Origin of the sequence: Neobacillus niacini (genome assembly GCF_048572935.1) — a bacterium.
In the GTDB taxonomy this organism is placed as follows: Bacteria; Bacillota; Bacilli; order Bacillales; family Cytobacillaceae; genus Neobacillus; species Neobacillus niacini.
The window spans coordinates 3112054-3131139 of the sequence record NZ_CP183883.1 but is presented as its reverse complement, the minus strand read 5'-3'; the positions used below and the strand labels follow the sequence as shown (position 1 = coordinate 3131139).

Annotated in this window: 21 protein-coding genes and 1 riboswitch; of the genes, 9 read left to right on the top strand and 12 right to left on the bottom strand. The window is 36.9% G+C overall.

The window, feature by feature from the left end; genetic code table 11:
• The first annotated feature begins 70 nt into the window (after positions 1-70).
• From ACN6MT_RS15425 to ACN6MT_RS15410, 4 genes are all read left to right on the top strand, one after another.
• Entirely contained in the window at positions 71-1321 is a 1251-nt protein-coding gene (locus tag ACN6MT_RS15425; protein ID WP_419886948.1) for an erythromycin esterase family protein, read from the top strand.
• Positions 1322-1411: 90 nt separating this feature from the next.
• Positions 1412-1615 carry a DUF1657 domain-containing protein gene (locus tag ACN6MT_RS15420; protein ID WP_419886947.1) on the top strand — a complete coding sequence of 68 codons (204 nt, stop codon included), beginning with the start codon at positions 1412-1414 and terminating at the stop codon, positions 1613-1615.
• A 64-nt stretch (positions 1616-1679) separates the two neighbouring features.
• Positions 1680-1883, top strand: coding sequence for a DUF1657 domain-containing protein (locus ACN6MT_RS15415; RefSeq protein WP_419886946.1), 204 nt, complete (start codon positions 1680-1682; stop codon positions 1881-1883).
• An 18-nt stretch (positions 1884-1901) separates the two neighbouring features.
• Entirely contained in the window at positions 1902-2762 is an 861-nt protein-coding gene (locus ACN6MT_RS15410) for a DUF421 domain-containing protein (protein WP_419886945.1), read from the top strand.
• A gap of 39 nt (positions 2763-2801) precedes the next feature.
• On the opposite strand, the gene ACN6MT_RS15405 is transcribed toward ACN6MT_RS15410, so the two are convergent.
• Positions 2802-3770: a multidrug resistance efflux transporter family protein gene (locus tag ACN6MT_RS15405; RefSeq protein WP_419886944.1), complete on the bottom strand. Its 969-nt coding sequence runs from the start codon at positions 3768-3770 to the stop codon at positions 2802-2804.
• 185 nt (positions 3771-3955) lie between these two features.
• On the opposite strand from ACN6MT_RS15405, the gene ACN6MT_RS15400 reads away from it, so the two are divergent.
• Positions 3956-4570 (top strand): PH domain-containing protein, encoded by a 615-nt coding sequence (locus ACN6MT_RS15400; RefSeq protein WP_419886943.1) that lies wholly within the window; start codon positions 3956-3958, stop codon positions 4568-4570.
• Between the two features lie 76 nt (positions 4571-4646).
• Here ACN6MT_RS15400 and ACN6MT_RS15395 read toward each other — a convergent pair whose 3' ends face one another.
• On the bottom strand, positions 4647-4847 hold the full coding sequence (locus ACN6MT_RS15395) for a cold-shock protein (protein WP_063254447.1): 201 nt from the start codon (positions 4845-4847) through the stop codon (positions 4647-4649).
• A gap of 260 nt (positions 4848-5107) precedes the next feature.
• Positions 5108-5329, bottom strand: a complete 222-nt coding sequence (locus tag ACN6MT_RS15390) for a helix-turn-helix domain-containing protein (RefSeq protein WP_063254448.1) — start codon at positions 5327-5329, stop codon at positions 5108-5110.
• 138 nt (positions 5330-5467) lie between these two features.
• Here ACN6MT_RS15390 and ACN6MT_RS15385 point away from each other — a divergent pair, with 138 nt between their 5' ends.
• Positions 5468-5662 (top strand): hypothetical protein, encoded by a 195-nt coding sequence (locus ACN6MT_RS15385; protein WP_063254449.1) that lies wholly within the window; start codon positions 5468-5470, stop codon positions 5660-5662.
• Between the two features lie 50 nt (positions 5663-5712).
• On the opposite strand, the gene asnS is transcribed toward ACN6MT_RS15385, so the two are convergent.
• A complete protein-coding gene (asnS, locus tag ACN6MT_RS15380; RefSeq protein ID WP_419886942.1) occupies positions 5713-7104 on the bottom strand; it encodes an asparagine--tRNA ligase in 1392 nt (463 codons plus the stop codon).
• Positions 7105-7354: 250 nt separating this feature from the next.
• Between asnS and ACN6MT_RS15375 the strand changes: the two genes are divergently transcribed.
• On the top strand, positions 7355-7585 hold the full coding sequence (locus ACN6MT_RS15375) for a hypothetical protein (protein WP_419886941.1): 231 nt from the start codon (positions 7355-7357) through the stop codon (positions 7583-7585).
• On the opposite strand, the gene ACN6MT_RS15370 is transcribed toward ACN6MT_RS15375, so the two are convergent.
• Positions 7574-8059: a GNAT family N-acetyltransferase gene (locus ACN6MT_RS15370; protein WP_419886940.1), complete on the bottom strand. Its 486-nt coding sequence runs from the start codon at positions 8057-8059 to the stop codon at positions 7574-7576. The two genes, ACN6MT_RS15375 and ACN6MT_RS15370, sit on opposite strands and share 12 nt — an antisense overlap.
• Before the next feature lie 83 nt (positions 8060-8142).
• Between ACN6MT_RS15370 and ACN6MT_RS15365 the strand changes: the two genes are divergently transcribed.
• Entirely contained in the window at positions 8143-8280 is a 138-nt protein-coding gene (locus ACN6MT_RS15365; RefSeq protein WP_419886939.1) for a BA3454 family stress response protein, read from the top strand.
• Positions 8281-8322: 42 nt separating this feature from the next.
• On the opposite strand, the gene helD is transcribed toward ACN6MT_RS15365, so the two are convergent.
• Positions 8323-10647: an RNA polymerase recycling motor HelD gene (gene helD, locus ACN6MT_RS15360; protein ID WP_419886938.1), complete on the bottom strand. Its 2325-nt coding sequence runs from the start codon at positions 10645-10647 to the stop codon at positions 8323-8325.
• Positions 10648-10821: 174 nt separating this feature from the next.
• Positions 10822-11715: a hypothetical protein gene (locus ACN6MT_RS15355; protein ID WP_419886937.1), complete on the bottom strand. Its 894-nt coding sequence runs from the start codon at positions 11713-11715 to the stop codon at positions 10822-10824.
• A 539-nt stretch (positions 11716-12254) separates the two neighbouring features.
• On the opposite strand from ACN6MT_RS15355, the gene ACN6MT_RS15350 reads away from it, so the two are divergent.
• Positions 12255-14657, top strand: a complete 2403-nt coding sequence (locus ACN6MT_RS15350) for an immune inhibitor A domain-containing protein (RefSeq protein ID WP_419886936.1) — start codon at positions 12255-12257, stop codon at positions 14655-14657.
• 41 nt (positions 14658-14698) lie between these two features.
• Here ACN6MT_RS15350 and ACN6MT_RS15345 read toward each other — a convergent pair whose 3' ends face one another.
• From ACN6MT_RS15345 to ACN6MT_RS15325, 5 genes are all read right to left on the bottom strand, one after another.
• Positions 14699-15586 (bottom strand): DUF3784 domain-containing protein, encoded by an 888-nt coding sequence (locus ACN6MT_RS15345; protein WP_419886935.1) that lies wholly within the window; start codon positions 15584-15586, stop codon positions 14699-14701.
• The gene (locus tag ACN6MT_RS15340; RefSeq protein WP_419886934.1) at positions 15558-16058 is read right to left on the bottom strand and encodes a L,D-transpeptidase family protein; all 501 of its coding nucleotides are present in this window, start codon (positions 16056-16058) and stop codon (positions 15558-15560) included. Before ACN6MT_RS15340 ends, ACN6MT_RS15345 begins: the two co-directional genes overlap by 29 nt.
• Positions 16059-16176: 118 nt before the next feature.
• The gene (locus ACN6MT_RS15335) at positions 16177-17676 is read right to left on the bottom strand and encodes an aminotransferase class V-fold PLP-dependent enzyme (protein ID WP_419886933.1); all 1500 of its coding nucleotides are present in this window, start codon (positions 17674-17676) and stop codon (positions 16177-16179) included.
• A 120-nt stretch (positions 17677-17796) separates the two neighbouring features.
• A complete protein-coding gene (locus ACN6MT_RS15330) occupies positions 17797-18144 on the bottom strand; it encodes a hypothetical protein (RefSeq protein WP_063254470.1) in 348 nt (115 codons plus the stop codon).
• Positions 18145-18286: 142 nt separating this feature from the next.
• The gene (locus ACN6MT_RS15325) at positions 18287-18712 is read right to left on the bottom strand and encodes a sporulation protein (RefSeq protein WP_063254472.1); all 426 of its coding nucleotides are present in this window, start codon (positions 18710-18712) and stop codon (positions 18287-18289) included.
• 80 nt (positions 18713-18792) lie between these two features.
• Positions 18793-18928: riboswitch (cyclic di-AMP (ydaO/yuaA leader) on the bottom strand.
• Between the last annotated feature and the right edge of the window lie 158 nt (positions 18929-19086).

The window sequence follows — 19086 nt, the reverse complement described above, 5'->3', positions numbered from 1 at the left end:
TTTTTTTGTTATTTAGGTAAGCCACTAGGGAACATTAGCAGTATCACTATGAATGAAAGGATGTCTGCCTATGTTTGAGTCCATAAAAAAATACAGTAAACCCTTTACGTCAGTGGATGATCTTGATCCATTGCTAGCAGCAATTGGTGATGCCAAGTATGTCCTCCTAGGTGAATCTTCACATGGAACTTCGGAATTTTATACAATTCGAGCTGAACTCACGAAAAGGTTAATCAAGGAAAAAGGCTTTTCTGTCATCGCGGTTGAAGGAGACTGGCCATCCTGCCAACACATTAATCGTTACATAAAAAACATAGTCTTCCACACTGATGTTAGAAGTTCTCTTGAAAGCTTTAATCGCTGGCCAACATGGATGTGGGCGAATGAAGAAGTGATTGAATTAGTAGAATGGTTAAAAAATTATAATCAACAAACCAAACGAAAAAATAAAGTAGGATTTTACGGTCTAGATGTCTATAGTCTTTGGGAGAGTATGGACGAAATCATAAAGTATTTAGAGAAAACTGGTAACTCAGGGTTAAAACAAGCAAGAAATGCCTTCTCCTGCTTTGAGCCTTATAATCGAAATAATGAATCGTATGCGGTTTCTGCAGGATATTTATCAGAAAACTGTATAAAAGAAGCTGTCGCACTTCTTCATACCATTCAGAAAAATAAATGGAAATATGACGATGAGGAAGAAAACAGCTTAAATATGGAGGTCAATGCCCTTGTTACAGTGAATGCTGAAGAGTATTACCGCACTATGGTCTTAAGCGATTCAAAGTCTTGGAACGTAAGAGACATCCACATGGTTGAAGCTTTGAATGCTGTCATGAAGTATTATGGTGAAGGTGAAAAAGTCATCGTCTGGGAACACAATACACACGTAGGTGATGCCCGTGCCACCGATATGAAAGATGCTGGAATGGTGAATGTCGGTCAGTTGATAAGACAACAGAATTATCCTGAAGATGTTTACATTGTTGGATTTGGAACAAACAGTGGTACTGTGATTGCTTCAACGGAATGGGGAGTAGACTTTCGCGTTACCAATGTTCCTGAGGCCCAAACTGGCAGCTGGGAAAACCTCATGCATAAAGCCGGTGCATGTAACCAATACCTCTTGTTTAACGATGAAAATCGCGGAGAATTCAAACAAACCATTGGGCATCGTGCTATCGGGGTTGTATATAGGCCGGAATATGAACAATATGGAAATTATGTGCCATCTGTTATGAGCAGCCGGTACGATGGATTTATTTTTGTAGACAAAACACATGCATTACATCCAATAGTAATGGAAAGTCTTATTTATTAAATTACTATTTCTAATCACATAAATTTCAAATATTTGCCGCAAAATATTGTATGTAAGATATTTTTGAAATAGAAAGAAGGATTAATTTTCATGACAGTTGGAACCCAAGTAAAACAGGCATTGGCAGGACTAAAGAGTGTTCAAGCTAGTTTTGAAACTTTTGCATTAGCAACTGATAATCAAAACGCTAAAAAGCTCTATCAGAATGCTGCTCAACAAACTCAATCTGTCCTTGATAGTCTTGAACCCCGACTACAAGAAATTTTGTCTGAAGAGCCACAATATAACCAATAAGAATAAAAGGGTTGGCTTCCCTGCCAACTCTTTTAGTTATTCAATTTGGAAGGGATGTGTAATTATGACCATTGCTACAAGTGTAAAACAATGTCTTGCTAATCTGAAGGGAATTGAAGCACAATTATCTTCGCTTGCCTTAAACTCTAATGATAGAGGTGCTCAAGAAGTTTTCCATGATACTATGTTAACAATAGCTTCCGTTAAGAAAGATTTACAGAACCGAGTTTTAGAACTTGAACGACTTGAACCACAATATAAAGGTTGAAAGTTATGAGGTGAATATATGCCCAGTTGGATTGATATTATCATTCGTTCCTTTGTCTTCTTAGCTCTTTTATTTTTCATGACAAAAGTATTAGGAAAGAAGCAAATATCTGAACTTTCATTTTTTGAGTATGTTTCCGGAATTACAATTGGAAGTATTGCAGGTGAGGCGATTACTGGTCTTGAAAAAAATATGCTCCAAGGCATGGCTGCTATTATTATCTTTAGCCTTGCTACACTCTTGGTTGACATTTTAGCATTAAAAAGTAAATCTTTCCGGGACTTTATTGAGGGGCGAGGGACTGTTTTAATCAAGGACGGTAAGGTTCTGGAGGAAAATTTAAAGAAAGAAAAATACACCATTGATGAATTATCTGCCTTACTTCGCCAGAAGAACATATACCGTGTTGCTGATGTTGAATTTGCCGTTCTGGAACCAAGAGGGACTATTAGTGCCTTATTAAAAAAAGAAAATCGTCCATTGACTCCTAAGGATTTACAAATGAAAGTACCTGCTGAGAAGGAACCTCAAACAGTCATAATGGACGGAAGTATTCTAGATGAAGCATTAAGGTCTTCTGGGAAAAGCAGAGGCTGGCTAGAAACGGAATTAGATAAGCTTGAGTTAACCCTCGATAATGTATTTATTGCTCAAGTTGATTCTTATGGAGAATTAACTGTCGACATCTATGATGACAAATTACAAGTCCCGCCACCCAGTGAGAGACCTTTATTATTGGCAACACTGAAAAAAACTCAGGCGGATTTGGAAATATTCTCTCTAGAGTCACAGGACGAGAAATCAAAAAACATGTATGAGAAAAACGCAAAACTTTTACAGGAGACAATTGATAAATTAACCCCATACCTATCCAGTTAAAAATCATATAGCCTAATCGATCTGATTAGGTTCTTACTATTATACACTGACTTTTTTCCCATTAGGAATATCGCCTTTATGTGACACATAGCTGTGAAGTACCATTCCTGCCATGACCAGCGTCATTCCAGTCCATGATAAGATAGATGGCAATGGTGATTCCAACAGGATTAATTCTCCGATTACAGCAAATAAAACTGAAATTGATTGTGTCGCTTCCACATTCCCAAGTTTTTGCATATTTCCTCTAACTAGATCTGTTGCTTGGAAGAATAAAATGGTTGCAATCACACCAGATGTAATGGCAATGATACCAGATTGGACAGATTGGCTAATACTTGGCGGCCCCACCGTAAACATGCCAAAAATAGCTAAAACAATCCAAACCGGCATACTCGCTATGGTCATTCCCAATACGCGTTGAAAAACATCCAGCCTCCCTCCACAAACATCCATCATCTTCCTATTCCCAAGAGGATAAGCAAATGACGCGACCACGACAGGGATAACGCCTGAGAATACTTCCATTAAACTTAGAGTATCTGCCTGCTCCACCTGCATTAATATAATCCCCAGCAAAATAATCGAAGACATTGCCATGCCTTTCATCGGAATTCTTCCCTTTATCTTAACTGGGCCCTCTTGAGTCATTACAGTCTCTAAAAAAAACGGTGCTAAAAGAGAGCCAGAGATAATCGTAATCTGCCAGGTGGAAGCAATTAGCCAGCCGGGTGCATAAGCAGCTGAAAAACAAATCGGACCGTAAAATAGACCAAATCCTACAAAACTCCATAACAGCCACGCCCGTGGATTTTTTCTCATCTCCACCAATAGCGGCTTAAGGTTTTTTCTGCAGTAAACCAATAGAAGCAGGAAAGGAACCATAAAAAAATAACGGAGCGAAGCACTCCAAATCCAACTCCCCCCTTCTAGTTCCATAGATCGATTTATAATAAATGTAAACGCAAAAAAGAAGGCAGCCATAGTACCAAGGATCATCGGACGCATTTATCGCTTTTCCCTCCAATCAATTTTGATCCTTCTAAGGAATATTTATTGATAATTTAGACAGAGAGCATAAGTGAAATTCTCCAGCATAAATTGTTTTGTCGTTCAAAAATCTTGAAACTTCTCAAGAACCTATTCGTATAGTTGAATGGCAATTAAAATATGGGGTTAGTGAGGTTGATACAATGTTTGGTAAAGTAGCAGCGGATATATTAGGACTCAGTGATGTGGGTTCGGTCATTAAACCAGAAAATTATGATAAGGTTGATTCTGATGATTATGTTATGCATGAAGATAACGAAAGGATTTATTTTTTAATAAAATCAAAATCAGATGAATATTGTTTTACCAATAATGCCCTCATTCATCTTGATGGAACTAGTGCCACAAGTAAAAAAAGGATGCTGCACCGCTATAGTTATGCGACAAATCGAATCTCTGATGTTAAGCTAGAAACAGCGGGAACGGTCGACCTCGATGTCGAAATAAAATTTAAAATTGGAGCACAGCCATTCTCCATTGACGTTCATAAAAAACATATTGAAGAGGTAAAAGATTTATATAAGGCCCTAATAAAAATTTCAGAAATCACTCATGACAATGAAATTTCTCTCCGTTTTGCCAAAGAAAGTCTTGATATTGCTTCAACCACTTTAGGTCGGGTTACTAGTTCAGATAACAACTTAGTCGTTCAATTTAAGATGCTAAACCAAGCAGCTTTCCAATGGTTAGAGGATAGCAAAAAGCAATATAGTGTTAAAGATTTTGGCACTGTATTTGAAAAATATATTAATAATTAAATCAATACCCTTTTGGTAAAGGTATTGATAAACAAAAAACAGACCTATACAGGTCTGTTTTTTTCACACTATGTGATTAAGCTTTGTTTACGTTAGCTGCTTGAGGTCCACGAGCACCTTGCTCAACATTGAAAGTTACTGATTGACCTTCTTCAAGAGTTTTAAAGCCTTCGCCTTGGATTGCTGAAAAGTGAACGAATACATCTTCTCCACCTTCGCGCTCGATAAATCCGAAACCTTTTTCTGCATTAAACCATTTTACTTTACCGTTTTCCATATTTGTTGCCTCCTAGTGTGTATTCCACACATTGTATTACTATTCTTGCTCTTTAAAGATCCAGGCGAAAAGCTATAACTTATTCTTCCCTTTACTACCGAACAAAAATAATTCTTCATAATCATACCAAAGAATGAAGAATTAAGCAAGGTCTCGTCCATTATTTTCCTCATTTCAGCCTTGCATAATCCTCTAGCAGACTGGTCAAGTTATTAAAAATGTCACTAGGATAATTACCCCTAGTGACATATTAGTTGAACTTAGATTTTCTCTTCTAGTTCCCAGTCGTATAAATCCTCGATCTGGCAATTTAACTCTTTAGAAATCGTCATTGCTGCACTTAGGTTCATCACTTTTTTTGACATGTAACCATTAAGTTGTTCCAAAGGGATGTGTGTACTCTTTTCTAATCCTTCGAGATTCATTCTATTTTTTGATAATAAGTCTTTGAGGTTACTCTTTTTCGCTTTATAAGTTGACAAAATGACACCTCACTTTTTAAATAGTGTAACACAATGAAAATGTAAATGAAAGGAATCACGCTTTATTCTATAGTTTAGAGGTCACTGAAAAAAGCGAATCAAGCGGCTAAACAAAAAATGTGTTATAATTAAACTTGGATGAAAAAAAGGGGTGTTGATTTGAGAAATTCAAATAACAGATTCAATAGCGGACAGACTGTGAAACTTAAAGACACTGGCGAAGAAGTAACGATTTTAAAATGGCAGTATGTCAAAAACATGAAAAGATACTCTTATATTGTAAAGGAACATCCCGGCACATTTTTTTTCGAGGAAGAATTACAAACTCAATAGATGAATGAAAAAAAGACCAAATCCAAGGGATTGGTCTTCTTTTATTATTATTAAAATTCTGCGTTACCTGTGGTTCTTGGGAATGGAATAACGTCTCTGATGTTTGATATCCCTGTGAGGTACATTATTAACCGTTCGAAACCTAGGCCATAGCCAGAGTGTTTTGTACCACCGTATTTTCTAAGCTCTAGGTACCACCAATAATCTTCTTCATTCATACCAAGTTCATTAATTTTTCCAGCAAGAATGTCTTCTCGCTCTTCACGCTGACTTCCGCCGATTAATTCTCCAATTCCTGGTACAAGTAAATCAGTTGCGGCAACCGTCTTATTGTCTTCATTCAACCTCATATAAAAGGCTTTGATTTCCTTCGGATAGTCCGTTACAAAGACTGGTTTTTTAAATACTTTTTCGCATAAATAGCGCTCATGCTCTGTTTGCAGGTCGAGTCCCCATTCAACTGGGTAAGCAAAGGTTTCGCCTGATTCGATTAAAATATTTATTGCTTCTGTGTAGGTAACACGTCCAAAACTTGAAGTATGCGCATTGTTTAAGCGATCTAGTAATCCTTTTTCAATAAAGCTGTTGAAGAAATTCATTTCTTCTGGCGCCTGCTCAAGAACATAGCCAATTACATACTTAACCATATCCTCAGCTAGGTCCATAATATCCGGAAGCTCAGAAAATGCTAATTCCGGCTCAATCATCCAAAATTCTGCAGCATGTCTCGCAGTATTCGAATTCTCCGCTCTAAATGTAGGACCAAATGTGTAAACATTTCGGAACGCTAAGGCAAAGGCCTCTGCAGATAACTGTCCGCTTACCGTTAGGTTGGTTTCTTTATTAAAGAAATCCTTCGTTAAATCTGTTTTCCCCTCTTCATTTTTAGGAGGGTTATCGATATCTAACGTTGTAACTCGGAACATTTCGCCCGCTCCTTCTGTATCACTCCCTGTGATAATTGGTGAATGAACGTAAACGAATCCTTTGTCTTGGAAGAATTTATGAATCGCATAAGAAGCTAAGGACCTAATACGGAAAACAGCTGAGAATGTATTCGTCCGTGGTCTTAAATGAGCAATCGATCTTAAATACTCAAATGAATGCTTCTTCTTTTGTAAAGGATAGTCACTATTAGAAAGTCCTTCAATAGAAATATTTGTCGCTTTAATTTCAAATGGCTGTTTTGCTTGAGGAGTATGAATGAAATCTCCTTCTACTTTAATCGACGAACTAATAGGGAGTTTTGCAATCTCCTTAAAATTGTCCAGTTTCTCATCAAATACAATTTGAACACCTTTGAAGAAGCTGCCATCGTTCAACTCAATGAACCCAAAGGTTTTTGAATCCCGGATTGTACGAATCCAGCCTGATAACTCAACCTTCTGGTCTATATAATTTTCTGTATTTCTGTACAAATCCTTAATTAAGGCTTGTGTCATGAAAATGCTACCTCCAGATCTTATGTAAAAATAAAAACCCTCTCGTCCACGGGACGAAAGGTCATTTCCCACAATACTTTTTGTTTCTTTTATCCCTTCAATATTATATAAAACTCACGCTAAATAAGCAATATTCTACATAAATCATGTTGCTCTATGAAAAATTCAGAATATTTAGCAGGATTTTTGATAAAGGAAGTTGAATTATTTGCATATGTTAGATTCTTGATATAAATAAGGAGTGGTGGTGTTGGATAAAGTTACTTGTATTGCGTATCTCCTATATCATTCTTCTACGAGTCAAGACATCCGAGAAAAAGCCATTCAATTATTAAATGGCGATGTGTCCATTAGGGATTTAAAAAGAAATGCAGCTATTCAAGCCCCTTTAATTTTGGCAGAATCTTTGTACAGAAAGAATTACGTCGACAAACTCCAAGTTCAGCGGTTTGCCGAAGAGTTCTTATTACTAGAGGTCTAGTACTTCCTTCGGGAAGTTTTTTTCAAACACTAAAATCTCTTTGCCATTTTCATTAAAAACTGTTTTAATATTAAGAAACCCCAATGATTCCCAGAACTGTTTCGCCTTTACATTTTCTTTTATAACACCGAGTCGAACACGCTTCAAACCTCGATTATGCATTTCACTTTCATAAAGTGCATATGCTTGTGCACCAAAACCAAACCCTTGATAATCACGATGAATCATTAATAGCCCCAGCCATGGGCATTGGTCTTTTGGATTTTCCAGTAAGTAATCCATAACCCCAATATAGGTTTCATCAAGCTTAATAAAAACACTAATGGTTTCTTGGTTCAGAAACTCTTCTTTTATATCTGTAAGCTCTCTTAGGGCAATGCCGTTTTCAACAAGATTGTATTCTGGATTTGAATTTATCATTTCAAGCGCAATATAAAGCGTTTCTTTTGTTATCTCTTCAAATTGGACTGACATACATGTTCCCCCTTCTATTTGAACAATAAAATTATATCAATGAGCCTAAGAGGCATTCAAATCTGAATGAGAAAGGTGATTTTATGCTCCAAATAAATGTAAAAGTAACCTATGATGGAAAAGTGTATCTAACCAATGTTTTAGCAAATCCAAACACATCCGATGAGGAAATTTACCGACTTGCATTTGAACAGGTAGAAAAGCATTGGAAGAATAACTAAAGTGTAAAAAACAGCGGCCAATACCATTTGGCCGCTGTTTTTTTATTCCCACACGTATAATGTCTCCGGAACTCTGTCCATGAGCGGACTGACTCCATTCGCAGCATACATGTGCAATCTGTGCATCGCACGCGTACACACGGTGTAGAATAATTTCCGTTCACTCTCATTTTTATATTGAGAACTATCATAAAGAATGACAGCATCGAATTCGATTCCCTTTGCCAAATATGACGGGATTACCAATATTCCTTTTTCGTAAGCAATCGTCGCCTTTTCAATTAGGTGTACAGGGATATACTTCTTTAATGCAGAGTATACCCTTTTACTCTCAGCCGCTGTTCTACAAATAACCGCAACGGTTCGATGCCCTTCTTTCATAAATTCATTTATTTCACTCAAAATAAATCCATTTATCTGGCTTGCCTCTGCTAGTTTTATCGTTGGCTTTTTGCCATGGCGATTAAATGGTTCAATTGTTTCACCGCCTTCAATTAAGCTGCTGGTGAAATCAACAATTTCCTTTGTAGAACGATAGGTTTTTGTCAAAATAATCTTTTCAACATCTTCCCCTTTTTCCTCATAATCCGAAATAACTGTGGCTGATCCTGTTGCACCTGAGAAAATAGCTTGATTAAAGTCCCCAAGCAGCGTCATTTTACTATAAGGGAAAAGTCTTTGAATCAAGGCAAACTGAAATGGGGAATAGTCCTGAGCCTCGTCAATAAATATATGTCGAATACCCGTAGAAGATTTTCTTCCTTTTATTAAATCCTGTAGGTAAACAAAAGGCGTTGCATCCTCGTAAGATATTTTATAGTTTGCTAATGTATTAAGTGTGTGCGTACAAATTTGAGTCCAGTCATCCAGAAGGACTTCTTGGTTATCAGTACCCTTTATAAATAACTGGCTGTACAATCCCTTCATGTCGAGAAAATTCAACTTTTTAACACGAGAAAATAATGGCCTGAATTTTTGTTTGACTACCTTTTCAGCAAGAAGCTTTTGTTCCTGTTCAAAATCATCAAAACTCTTCTCGGTAAAACGGTCTTTTCCTTCTAATTCTTGGTATGCCTCTAAATAATCTTCTTTTTCAAGAAATTGAATCTCATCCTCCACCCAGCTTTTAGAGCGTTCCTGTCTGACTTTTCTCTTTAACTCTCTTAACAGCCAATCCCTTACCATTTCCATTCGATTCGGGATTGTGAAGCTCTCATCGAGGGAATAAAAATAATCATAGATGAGTTCTTTAGAAAAAATCATTTCACCTCGAAAAACTAGATCTTTAAAAAACAAACCTTTATTGGATAGTCCCCTTACATATTGATCAATGATCTCTTTGAACGCAAGACTTGCCTTATACCGAATTCCTCTTACCCGTACAAAGTAGTCGGAATGTTCCTCCTCATTAAGTAAAAATTCCATCTGATCAAAAGGGTCCTCCACCTCGAATTCACCGCCAATTCGATGGTTTAAATATTCCATAAAGGTCGCCTGCTCCATGTTCTCTTCCCCTAGTTCAGGGAGTACCGTCGATACGTAGGAATTAAATAACGGGTTCGGCGAAAATAACATGATATTCTCTGACTTTATGGTTTCACGATATCTATACAATAAATACGCAACCCTTTGAAGGGCTGCAGATGTTTTACCGCTGCCTGCTACTCCTTGAACAATAAGGAGTTTACTTCGCTCATTACGGATAATTAAGTTTTGTTCACGCTGAATCGTAGCGACAATGCTCTTCATTTGTGCGTTTGCATTATTCCCAAGGACCTCTTGGAGCATTTCGTCACCAATGGTTACACCAGTATCAAACATCGCTTTAATGTTGGAATCACGAATGATAAATTGTCTTTTCAGCTTCATTTCGCCTTCGATTTCCCCATCCATGGTTGGATAAGATGCAGGACCTGGAGCATAATCATAATAGAGGCTTGAAATAGGGGCACGCCAATCATAAATTAAAAAATTCTCATCATGCTCATCCATTAAAGAAGCAATTCCGAGATAAACTTGATCAACATTTTTTTCATCTGTTTCTAAAAAATCAATCCGTCCAAAATACGGTGAATATTTTAAGCGTTCAAGGATTCGAATCTGTTTATCCATTTGTTTAAACGTACGTTCCCGTTCTGATAATAACTCCGCTTGTTGCTTTATACTCGCAGCCGTCTCAATCACATCATCCGGTTCATCCATATTTACGGTTACATCTTCCCAGAAAGTCTTTCGAAGTTCCAGCACATCTGAACTAACACCTCCAGTGTTCTTCTGGAGTTTTAGCTTTTTCCTATCAATTTCCTTACTAACAAAATTTACACGTTCCTGCTCCAACTGCAGGTCATTTTTTACCGTATCACTCATTTGACCACTCTCCAGAAAATTTTGTCCCTAAATGTTTGACAGCCACATCATTGTATGTTATTATATTATAGAGGTAATTTGCCATTCGTTAAATTACCATTTAAGACCAACACTATTTTATCATGGTTCATTACTAATTACAATACATACCCTAACGCCCAAAGGCGTTTTTTTTTATGTCAAATTATCATTCTTTTCCAGCACTTTACCCTCACTATTCTGTTCACCTCTGTTTCTCACTCCATAAACAATATCTCTAAACCATCCATATAAAAATATTGCCAGGACTCTTACCGTAAAATAATCTACTACATGAAACTTGTCCTTTACTACTTTCCCCTTCTTAAATAGTTGATCTAATCCAATTGTCATTATTAAGACCCTTAGCTTTGAAGACCAATTATTCTGTTTCAAAAATGACAATGTTGAAAAGAAAGAAAGGGTAATGGCATATAACGGAACCATAATAAAATGTTCTCTCCAAGCATGATATCTCCCAATACCGAAGCGAATCTTTCTAGTTGCAGCAAATAAAAATAACAAATTTGCTTCTGTGACCAATATCATTAAAAAAAGAGAAATCACACGAACGATTGGATTCCTTTTATCTAAAAACATATTCCACCAATCACTAATTTTAAAGTACAAAGGAATCAAGGTTACTGTATAAATCGTTTTCCACCAATTATGTTTATAAACTTTTAACCTTATAAATATTTGTTCAACTAATGAAAAATAAACTCCTCCGAGAAATAATTTACCAACCCACCCTATTTTTAATACCGTAGAGAAAACAGCGGTAAAAGGCACAAAAATACCTTGGGATAAAATAGCGCCAAAGACATTGTCAAAAAAATTCTTTTTCATTATTTTCGGTTTATAAGTATAGGCATGAAAGACATTTAAAACTACATACTCTAACAAATAAGCAAATCCGATATCAGCCATTAATAATGTGAATAATTGCTTTTTATTTTTACTTTTGTAAAAAGAGTAGCCAAGCATGCTTGTATGGATGATAAACAATATTATAAATGGTATTTTATTTCGTTTCTTTGGTTTCTTCATACACATATCCCATTTCATTCATGAGTTTATAGTTAGTATTTGAAAAACGCACCTTTTCATTCCAACATATTCCGTAATATCCTCCATCTTTTAAAAATGTTTAATGATATTGAATATTTTTAGAATAGATTGCAGCCACTTTTAGTATTCAACATAACAATTAATACACCTTGATATTTTCATATAATAAAAAAGAGTTTAAGATACAACTGATTTCATGCTATAACCTGTTAATAATTTCCCCCATTTTTATTTTCAACCTAGTTGCCACTACTTCTTTTGTACTCAATTGTTTTTCAACACGCGCACAACTAATTACCACTGAAAATAAATTATTATTATTTTCAAAACACATTTATTTTTCTTTATAATTCGACAAACAACAACAAAACCACCTGGTATTATGTCGAAATACCACACCATTAGACCTATCCCCCGATGATTACAGCTATAAATTAAGGTAAAATTTCCTATTGTTCTGTCGTAATTTTCAAAATATTATATGAATACGGCCGAAAACATTGAAATGGGGAATACAATTGAATAAGTTTATAAAAACTAGTCTTTCTTCTGTTATGCTTGCTGGTACTTTAGTTGCAGGATTCCCAAGTATTGATGCTTCATCTAAGAATGTGGGACTACATAAAGCGGAAGCCTCATCTTTTTCTTCAAACAGCTCACTCGATTTAGCGATTGTGAATGAAGAGCGTTTAATAGAATCTTTTATTAAACAAGGGCTTCTCCCAAAAAATGCTTCAGAAGAAGTAAAGCAAACATTCCTTAAAAATTACCTTGAGCTAAAAGGGAAACAATCCAAAGTTAAGGAATCAGATCCATTAGCAGCAAAAGTAAAAAAAGCTGAAGCAGAAAAGCAAAGTAAATTTAAAGAATTTAACAATGGATTATTAAAGGGAGACGGCAAGAAAAACGGACACCTAAAGGGTAATCCAAATCCAGTTCAGGAAACAGACTTCACAGGTACAGCCAGAGAGGACAAGGTCCTTGTCTTAGCTGTAGAATACTCTGATTTTGCAAACAATAACATTAAACCTGGTGAATCAGATAACTATTATCCAGATTATCCATTAGAACACTATGAGGATATGATTTTTGGTGGAGATGGTGTTAAAGGCCCCAATGGTGAAGATTTTGTTTCTATGAAACAATTCTACGAAGAACAATCAGGCGGGACTTACTCAGTAGATGGTAAAGCTTACGGCTGGTTAAAGGTTCCTGGAAGCGCAGCTTATTATGGTGCTGATAAAGCCACTGGAGGTCATGATAATGTCACACCTGGTGGTTCTAAGAAATTAGTTGCCGATACTTATGCAGCAGCAAAAGCAGCTGGTATTCCTTTAGATCAGTATGATTTGGAAGATCCACATGATTTAGATGGAGATGGAAATTTACTTGAAAAAGACGGTTTAGTTGACCACTTAATGATTATCCACTCAGGTGTTGGTCAAGAAGCAGGCGGCGGTTCTTTAGGGGATAATGCAATCTGGTCTCACCGTTCAGCTTCCTTTGTAGACCCTGATGGATTAGGTAAAGGATTACCAGGATTTTATGATTACACCATGATGCCTGAAGATGGTGCAACTGGGGTATTTGCGCATGAATATGGTCATGATTTAGGGTACCCTGATGAATACGATACGATCTACTCTGGTACTGGTGAGGCAGTTGCTTACTGGTCCATTATGGCAAGTGGTTCATGGGCTGGTAAGATAGGCGGTACAGAACCAACCGGTTTCTCGCCATTGGCAAAATCATATTTCCAATCCTACCTAGGTGGGAACTGGACAAATGACACGGTTGAATTAGACTGGAATGAAGTAACTACCAAAGGAACACAAGTGTTACTGGATCAAGCCAACTCACCAAATGGCAAAAACGCTATTGCAGCTAAAGTAAACTTGCCTCAGAAGAAAACACCAGTAAACACTCCTGCTGCGGGCACCTCCCAATATTGGGGTGGACAAGCAGATGAAATTGATAGCAAGATGGTTACAACCGTTAATTTAACTGGAAAATCATCTGCAACATTAACTTTTGACGCTTGGTACGATATTGAAGAGCAATGGGATTTTGCATTTGTTCAGGTTTCAGAAGACAATGGTGCTTCTTGGAAGTCATTAGGTAATACGAATACTCGTTCAGACGTAACAAGCCAAGGTTACCCAACAATCCTAAATTCAATGCCAGGTTTTACAGGTAATTCAAATGGCTGGCAGGCTCAATCCTTTGATTTGTCAGCTTATTCTGGTAAGAGCATTCAACTTCGTCTCCGATATGCTACAGATTGGGGCACTTCCCAAATTGGTTTCTTTGCTGATAACATCAAAGTTATTGCTGATGGGCAAACTTTAGTTGATGATGGTGCTGAAAATGACTCATCTGCTTTTAGTTTAAGTGGATTTGAAAAATCAGACGGAAACAAATACTCTGATCACTATTACCTATTAGAATGGCGTAATCACGCTGGTGTCGACCAGGGGCTAGCAAATATTAAACGCGGAAACTCTATAATGAGCTATGACGGAGGTCTTGTCGTTTGGTACGTAGACCCAACTTATACTGACAACTGGACAGGTGAACACCCTGGCGAAGGTTTCGTCGGAGTTGTAGATGCTCATCCAAATACAGACTTACTATGGAGCTTTGCCAATGGTTCTGATCCTGTCCAAGCTTCTACTCGTTATCATATCGCTGATGCAGCATTTGGTTTAAATCCAACTTCTGGATTAAATCTTGACTATCCTGGTCTACAAACATTGTTTGGACCAAGTCAACCAGCAGTTTCACTTTTCAATGACAGCAACTCGTTTGAAAACACATTCATGCCAGATGCTGGACGTAAAATTGGTAACTTTGGACTTAAGGTTCGTGTGAACGGACAAGCTAAAGATAAATCAGTTGGTTCGATTGTAATCTACAAATAAACAACATAATCTCACCTCCCCTAATAAGGAGGTGAGATTTCTTATTTAGTTAATTTTGCTTTGTCTCTAACCTGTTCAAACCAGATTTTCGTCTGATGAGGAACTTTATCATTTATAAAAATCTTCTTATCTTTCAACTCAATATATATATAGGGGGATGACCCTTTTTGAATAAAGAGCAGACTGTTGCCATAACCATTCATTTTAAAATGTCCTTTTGAAAGTGTAGACAGTCCTACCCCATTTGTCCTTACAGTAACCTCAGGCAGTTCATCCATTAATTCAATTGAAATAATATCTTCATAATTCCATTCATCACCGTACATCCCCGTAATCTCGAAGCTTTTTTTCTTTACTACTAGCTCGTACCCTTGATAACTAAAATAAGAAAGAGTGCCTAAGCCTCCGATTAGTGCAATAAACAGGGAAATACTAATAATATAACTGCGTTTGCGCTTTTTTGGAACTTCGTATTTTGTTAAATAAACCAATCCGCCCATTAGAAAGATCATCAAAAATCCAAATTGAACTTCCATCGCATATTTAAAAGTGGTAAACATGAGTGGAAGCAAAATCAACATGCCAAAAGCTGTTATAATTAGTAAGCTGCTAATCTTCCTGGGATAACCACTCCGGATTAACTCTTCCTGTTCTTCCACTGGGCGAGAGGCAAAACCTGAAATTAACCAATAGGCTTCCTTCTTCCTTACTGCCCAACCAAGGATAAGGAATACAAGGATAATAACTATATGTATCGCTAATAGACCCCACATTCTACCCATCTCCCAATACAATTTATCTCCAAACATCTTATACGGTTGATTGATGGCATTAGATTCACTTTTTAAAATTAAACAAGGCCGATTCTTTCTTATAGATAATCGGCCATCGCTGTTTTTTTCACGGTCTGATGATAACTCTTGTACCATTCGGAACCTTTTCAGCAAGTTGGAGTACATCACGGTTATGCATCCGCACACAACCGTGTGAAACTGCTTTTCCTATTGAACTTGGATCATTCGTACCGTGAATTCCATAACCTTGCTTCGATAAAGACATCCACAATACACCAAAAGGTCCGCCAGGATTCATTTGTCGATTAACTATGACAAAATCACCAGTCGGGGTTCCCGTTAGCATTTTCCCTACTGCAATCGGATAGATTTTTTCTAATCTTCCATTTCCATTTCTATATAACGAAAGTCTCCTCTTCCCTATCGAAATTTGTATCGAATAGGGAATTGTATTTGGATCCGGCAGTCCTGGGATTTGAATTTTTTGTCCTACATATAACTGCTGGTAATTAACCCCAGGATTGGCTGCATAAAGACTGGCGAGGCTTACCCGATAATCCAAAGAGATTTGGTAAAGTGTTTCGCCCCGCTTCACAATGTGAATCATGTTATCCCCACCTTTTTCTTATTAACATATGTGGGGATATAAGAAGCGTTGCCACATAAAAAAGCTGCGAACTGGACGATTAGCGTCAGAATGCAGCTTTTGAGTTTTTGTAATCCTATTAATCCTCTAGATTAAAGAATACTGACATATCCTCACGAGTGTGTTTTGTATAAAAATAATCATTTGTAGCCGGGTCATACACATAATCATTTTTCCATTCCACAATATTAGCCGTAATCTCCTGCATCGCCCTAATAAACAATTGAATTTCAGCATTAGACATTACCGGGTGTATCGAAAACCTAACCCAGCCTGGCTTGGAAGACAAATCACCTAAATCAATTTTATTTGAAATTTGTTTAGATTTGTTCTGGTCTATTTTCAATAGATAATGACCGTACGTTCCGGCACATGAACATCCACCTCGAACCTGAAATCCAAACCGGTCATTTAACAGCCGGACAATAAGATTGTAATGAATGTTGGTAACAGTAAATGAAACTATCCCAATCCGGTTTCGTTGATGACTCTCTAATACATGCAGATTAGGAATCGTTTCTAATCCAGTTAAAAGCAGCTTTAACTGTTCTTTTTCTCTCTTTAAAATATTCTCAACACCCATTTGTTCCTTTAATTTTATACATAAAGCCGTACGGATTGCTTGAAGAATACCAGGGGTTCCACCATCCTCCCGAAGCTCGATGTCCTTAATGTATTGGTGTCCACCCCAAGGATTTGTCCATGTAACCGTTCCTCCTCCAGGATGATCTGGTACTTTACTTGTATAAATTCTTTTATCAAATAGTAAGACACCACTCGTACCGGGTCCACCTAAAAATTTATGTGGAGAAAAGAGAATGGCGTCGAGTTTTTCCAACGGATCTTTTGGGTGCATATCAATCTTCACATAGGGTGCAGAGGCAGCAAAATCTACAAAACAAAGTCCTCCGTTCCTATGCATGATTTTTGCCAGCTGATGATAAGGGGTTTGTATTCCAGTTACGTTCGAGCAAGCCGTAAAGGAGCCAATCTTAATGCCTCTGTCCCGATAATGATAAAGAAGGTGTTCCAGATGACTTACATCTATTCCGCCTCTCGCGTCTGGCCTGATAATCTCAACATCTGCCATTGTTTCAAGCCATGAAGTATGATTGGAATGGTGCTCCATATGGGTGAGAAAGACAATGGGTTTCTCAGCAATCTTCATGCTGTCTCTCCATTGCTCTGGTACTCTAAGCCCCAGTAATCTCTGTAATTTATTCATAACAGACGTCATTCCAAAACCATCAAGAATTAGCGCGTCGTTCTCATCAGCATTTACATGTTCCTTAATGATTTTTCTTGATTGATTATAGATACCGGTCATCATTAGACTCGTTATATTGGATTCCGTATGCGTATTTGCCATAAACGGACCAAATACCTCCGAGATTTTTTGTTCAATAGGTCGAAATAATCTTCCGCTTGCCGTCCAATCCGCATAAATAATCGGTTTCATACCAAATGGCGAGTGAAATTTCTGATCAATGCCAATAATCTCAGACCGAAACTTATTAAAATAATCCTCTAGATTTTCTGGCAGACGATAACACTTGCTTCCGATCCTTGCAGTAATCATACTTCAGCACCTCTCGATAAAATCCTGTTAATTACTATATGCAAAATTCCTCCACTTGCCGATAATTCGCAAAGAATGATAAAAAAAGCCTGATCCATATGGACCAGACTATATTATGAATTATACATTTGCAGCCTTAGAAGATTCCTTGCGGTTTACTTCATCAATTTTTTGCACAAACATATGAAAAACGCGTTGCTTCTCTTCTAAATCTTTTATATATTCCTTTAATTGATTATAACTTTCCTCAAACGGTTTATGATACCTTTGGCGTATACTCTCAATAATTTCCTCATTCACTGTCGACTGGATAACTTGCTTGGTAATCCCGTATTTGTATGAGTAAACTTTTAATTCTTGTGCCACTTCTTCATATTCTTTATCAATTTCAGAAAGGACTACTGAAATATCATCCTTCCATTCTTCTAATGATTTCTGTAAATAAGATTTTACCATTGTTTCTTCCATCATTGCACCCGCCTATAAAGTCATATGTTAACTTTATTATACTTGTGCAAGTTTACATAGAAATTTCTAGCAGTTTACAATGCTATATCAATAAATAGGATAATCTTCCGATTTACAATGAATAACTAGTTTAATAGATATACTATGAAACGGCCCCTATCATAATCGGTACATTTTGAGTAATATTATTTGCATTTCCTAGATCAATATTAATCATTAACGAATATTGAAAGGTATTTTGATCTTTTTTAATATCGTCTGGAACATCGATAAAAAAAGAAATCTTTCCGGTCTGATTTGGACTGCACTCAAGAGAACAGAAAACAGAATGACTATTTAATGTTTCTTCTACAAAGGCCTTTGAATCAATGCCCACGAGGTCAATATCATATCTTTTTATTCTATTTTTTAACATTCCGCCCGTTATCTCGATAGTGCCATTAATAACACTTCCAGCCTCATATACCTGTTTATCGAGATGGACCATTGTTTTTGGCAAACCAATTTTCAATTTCGTTAAATAATCTTTTAATGTCATTTTCTTCACCTGTTCCCTAAAAATAGGCATAAATAAAAGACCCTCCATTTCAGTCAAGCTGCTTATTCTGTCTCAAAAAAACAAAAAAGCCCCTGTACTTGGCGGTCTATGACCTCCTTCGCTTTAGCCGACGAAGTTAGCTGACGGGTAGGATGGCGAAAGACTGTCTCATCCTTTCTACTTTGTAGAATTAACCCCTGATTATTGGTTCCTCCGTACCCATTTGGGTTTTGGCCGACATATAGGATTTCGTGTGGATTATGACGATAATTTTATCTTCAACCTGATTCATTGTAAAGAGGAATATTTACGTAAATTCACTCGCAAGTCTCCAATTTAAACTAAAAACACTCAGTTTTCTATCGATTGCTCATGAATCATCACTATTTGGTGCTTGTTTGACC

What these genes read in the sequence shown, in the direction of transcription:
- ACN6MT_RS15340 (WP_419886934.1), bottom strand. Translation starts at nt 16,058, where the DNA reads ATGATTCACATTGTGAAGCGGGGCGAAACACTTTACCAAATCTCTTTG.
- ACN6MT_RS15330 (WP_063254470.1), bottom strand. Translation starts at nt 18,144, where the DNA reads ATGGAAGAAACAATGGTAAAATCTTATTTACAGAAATCATTAGAAGAA.
- ACN6MT_RS15370 (WP_419886940.1), bottom strand. Translation starts at nt 8,059, where the DNA reads ATGTCAGTCCAATTTGAAGAGATAACAAAAGAAACGCTTTATATTGCG.
- ACN6MT_RS15395 (WP_063254447.1), bottom strand. Translation starts at nt 4,847, where the DNA reads ATGGAAAACGGTAAAGTAAAATGGTTTAATGCAGAAAAAGGTTTCGGA.
- ACN6MT_RS15325 (WP_063254472.1), bottom strand. Translation starts at nt 18,712, where the DNA reads ATGCCTATTTTTAGGGAACAGGTGAAGAAAATGACATTAAAAGATTAT.
- ACN6MT_RS15385 (WP_063254449.1), top strand. Translation starts at nt 5,468, where the DNA reads ATGAAAAAAAGGGGTGTTGATTTGAGAAATTCAAATAACAGATTCAAT.
- ACN6MT_RS15365 (WP_419886939.1), top strand. Translation starts at nt 8,143, where the DNA reads ATGCTCCAAATAAATGTAAAAGTAACCTATGATGGAAAAGTGTATCTA.
- ACN6MT_RS15420 (WP_419886947.1), top strand. Translation starts at nt 1,412, where the DNA reads ATGACAGTTGGAACCCAAGTAAAACAGGCATTGGCAGGACTAAAGAGT.
- ACN6MT_RS15425 (WP_419886948.1), top strand. Translation starts at nt 71, where the DNA reads ATGTTTGAGTCCATAAAAAAATACAGTAAACCCTTTACGTCAGTGGAT.
- helD (WP_419886938.1), bottom strand. Translation starts at nt 10,647, where the DNA reads ATGAGTGATACGGTAAAAAATGACCTGCAGTTGGAGCAGGAACGTGTA.
- ACN6MT_RS15410 (WP_419886945.1), top strand. Translation starts at nt 1,902, where the DNA reads ATGCCCAGTTGGATTGATATTATCATTCGTTCCTTTGTCTTCTTAGCT.
- ACN6MT_RS15400 (WP_419886943.1), top strand. Translation starts at nt 3,956, where the DNA reads ATGTTTGGTAAAGTAGCAGCGGATATATTAGGACTCAGTGATGTGGGT.
- asnS (WP_419886942.1), bottom strand. Translation starts at nt 7,104, where the DNA reads ATGACACAAGCCTTAATTAAGGATTTGTACAGAAATACAGAAAATTAT.
- ACN6MT_RS15355 (WP_419886937.1), bottom strand. Translation starts at nt 11,715, where the DNA reads ATGAAGAAACCAAAGAAACGAAATAAAATACCATTTATAATATTGTTT.
- ACN6MT_RS15405 (WP_419886944.1), bottom strand. Translation starts at nt 3,770, where the DNA reads ATGCGTCCGATGATCCTTGGTACTATGGCTGCCTTCTTTTTTGCGTTT.
- ACN6MT_RS15345 (WP_419886935.1), bottom strand. Translation starts at nt 15,586, where the DNA reads ATGGTACAAGAGTTATCATCAGACCGTGAAAAAAACAGCGATGGCCGA.
- ACN6MT_RS15335 (WP_419886933.1), bottom strand. Translation starts at nt 17,676, where the DNA reads ATGATTACTGCAAGGATCGGAAGCAAGTGTTATCGTCTGCCAGAAAAT.
- ACN6MT_RS15415 (WP_419886946.1), top strand. Translation starts at nt 1,680, where the DNA reads ATGACCATTGCTACAAGTGTAAAACAATGTCTTGCTAATCTGAAGGGA.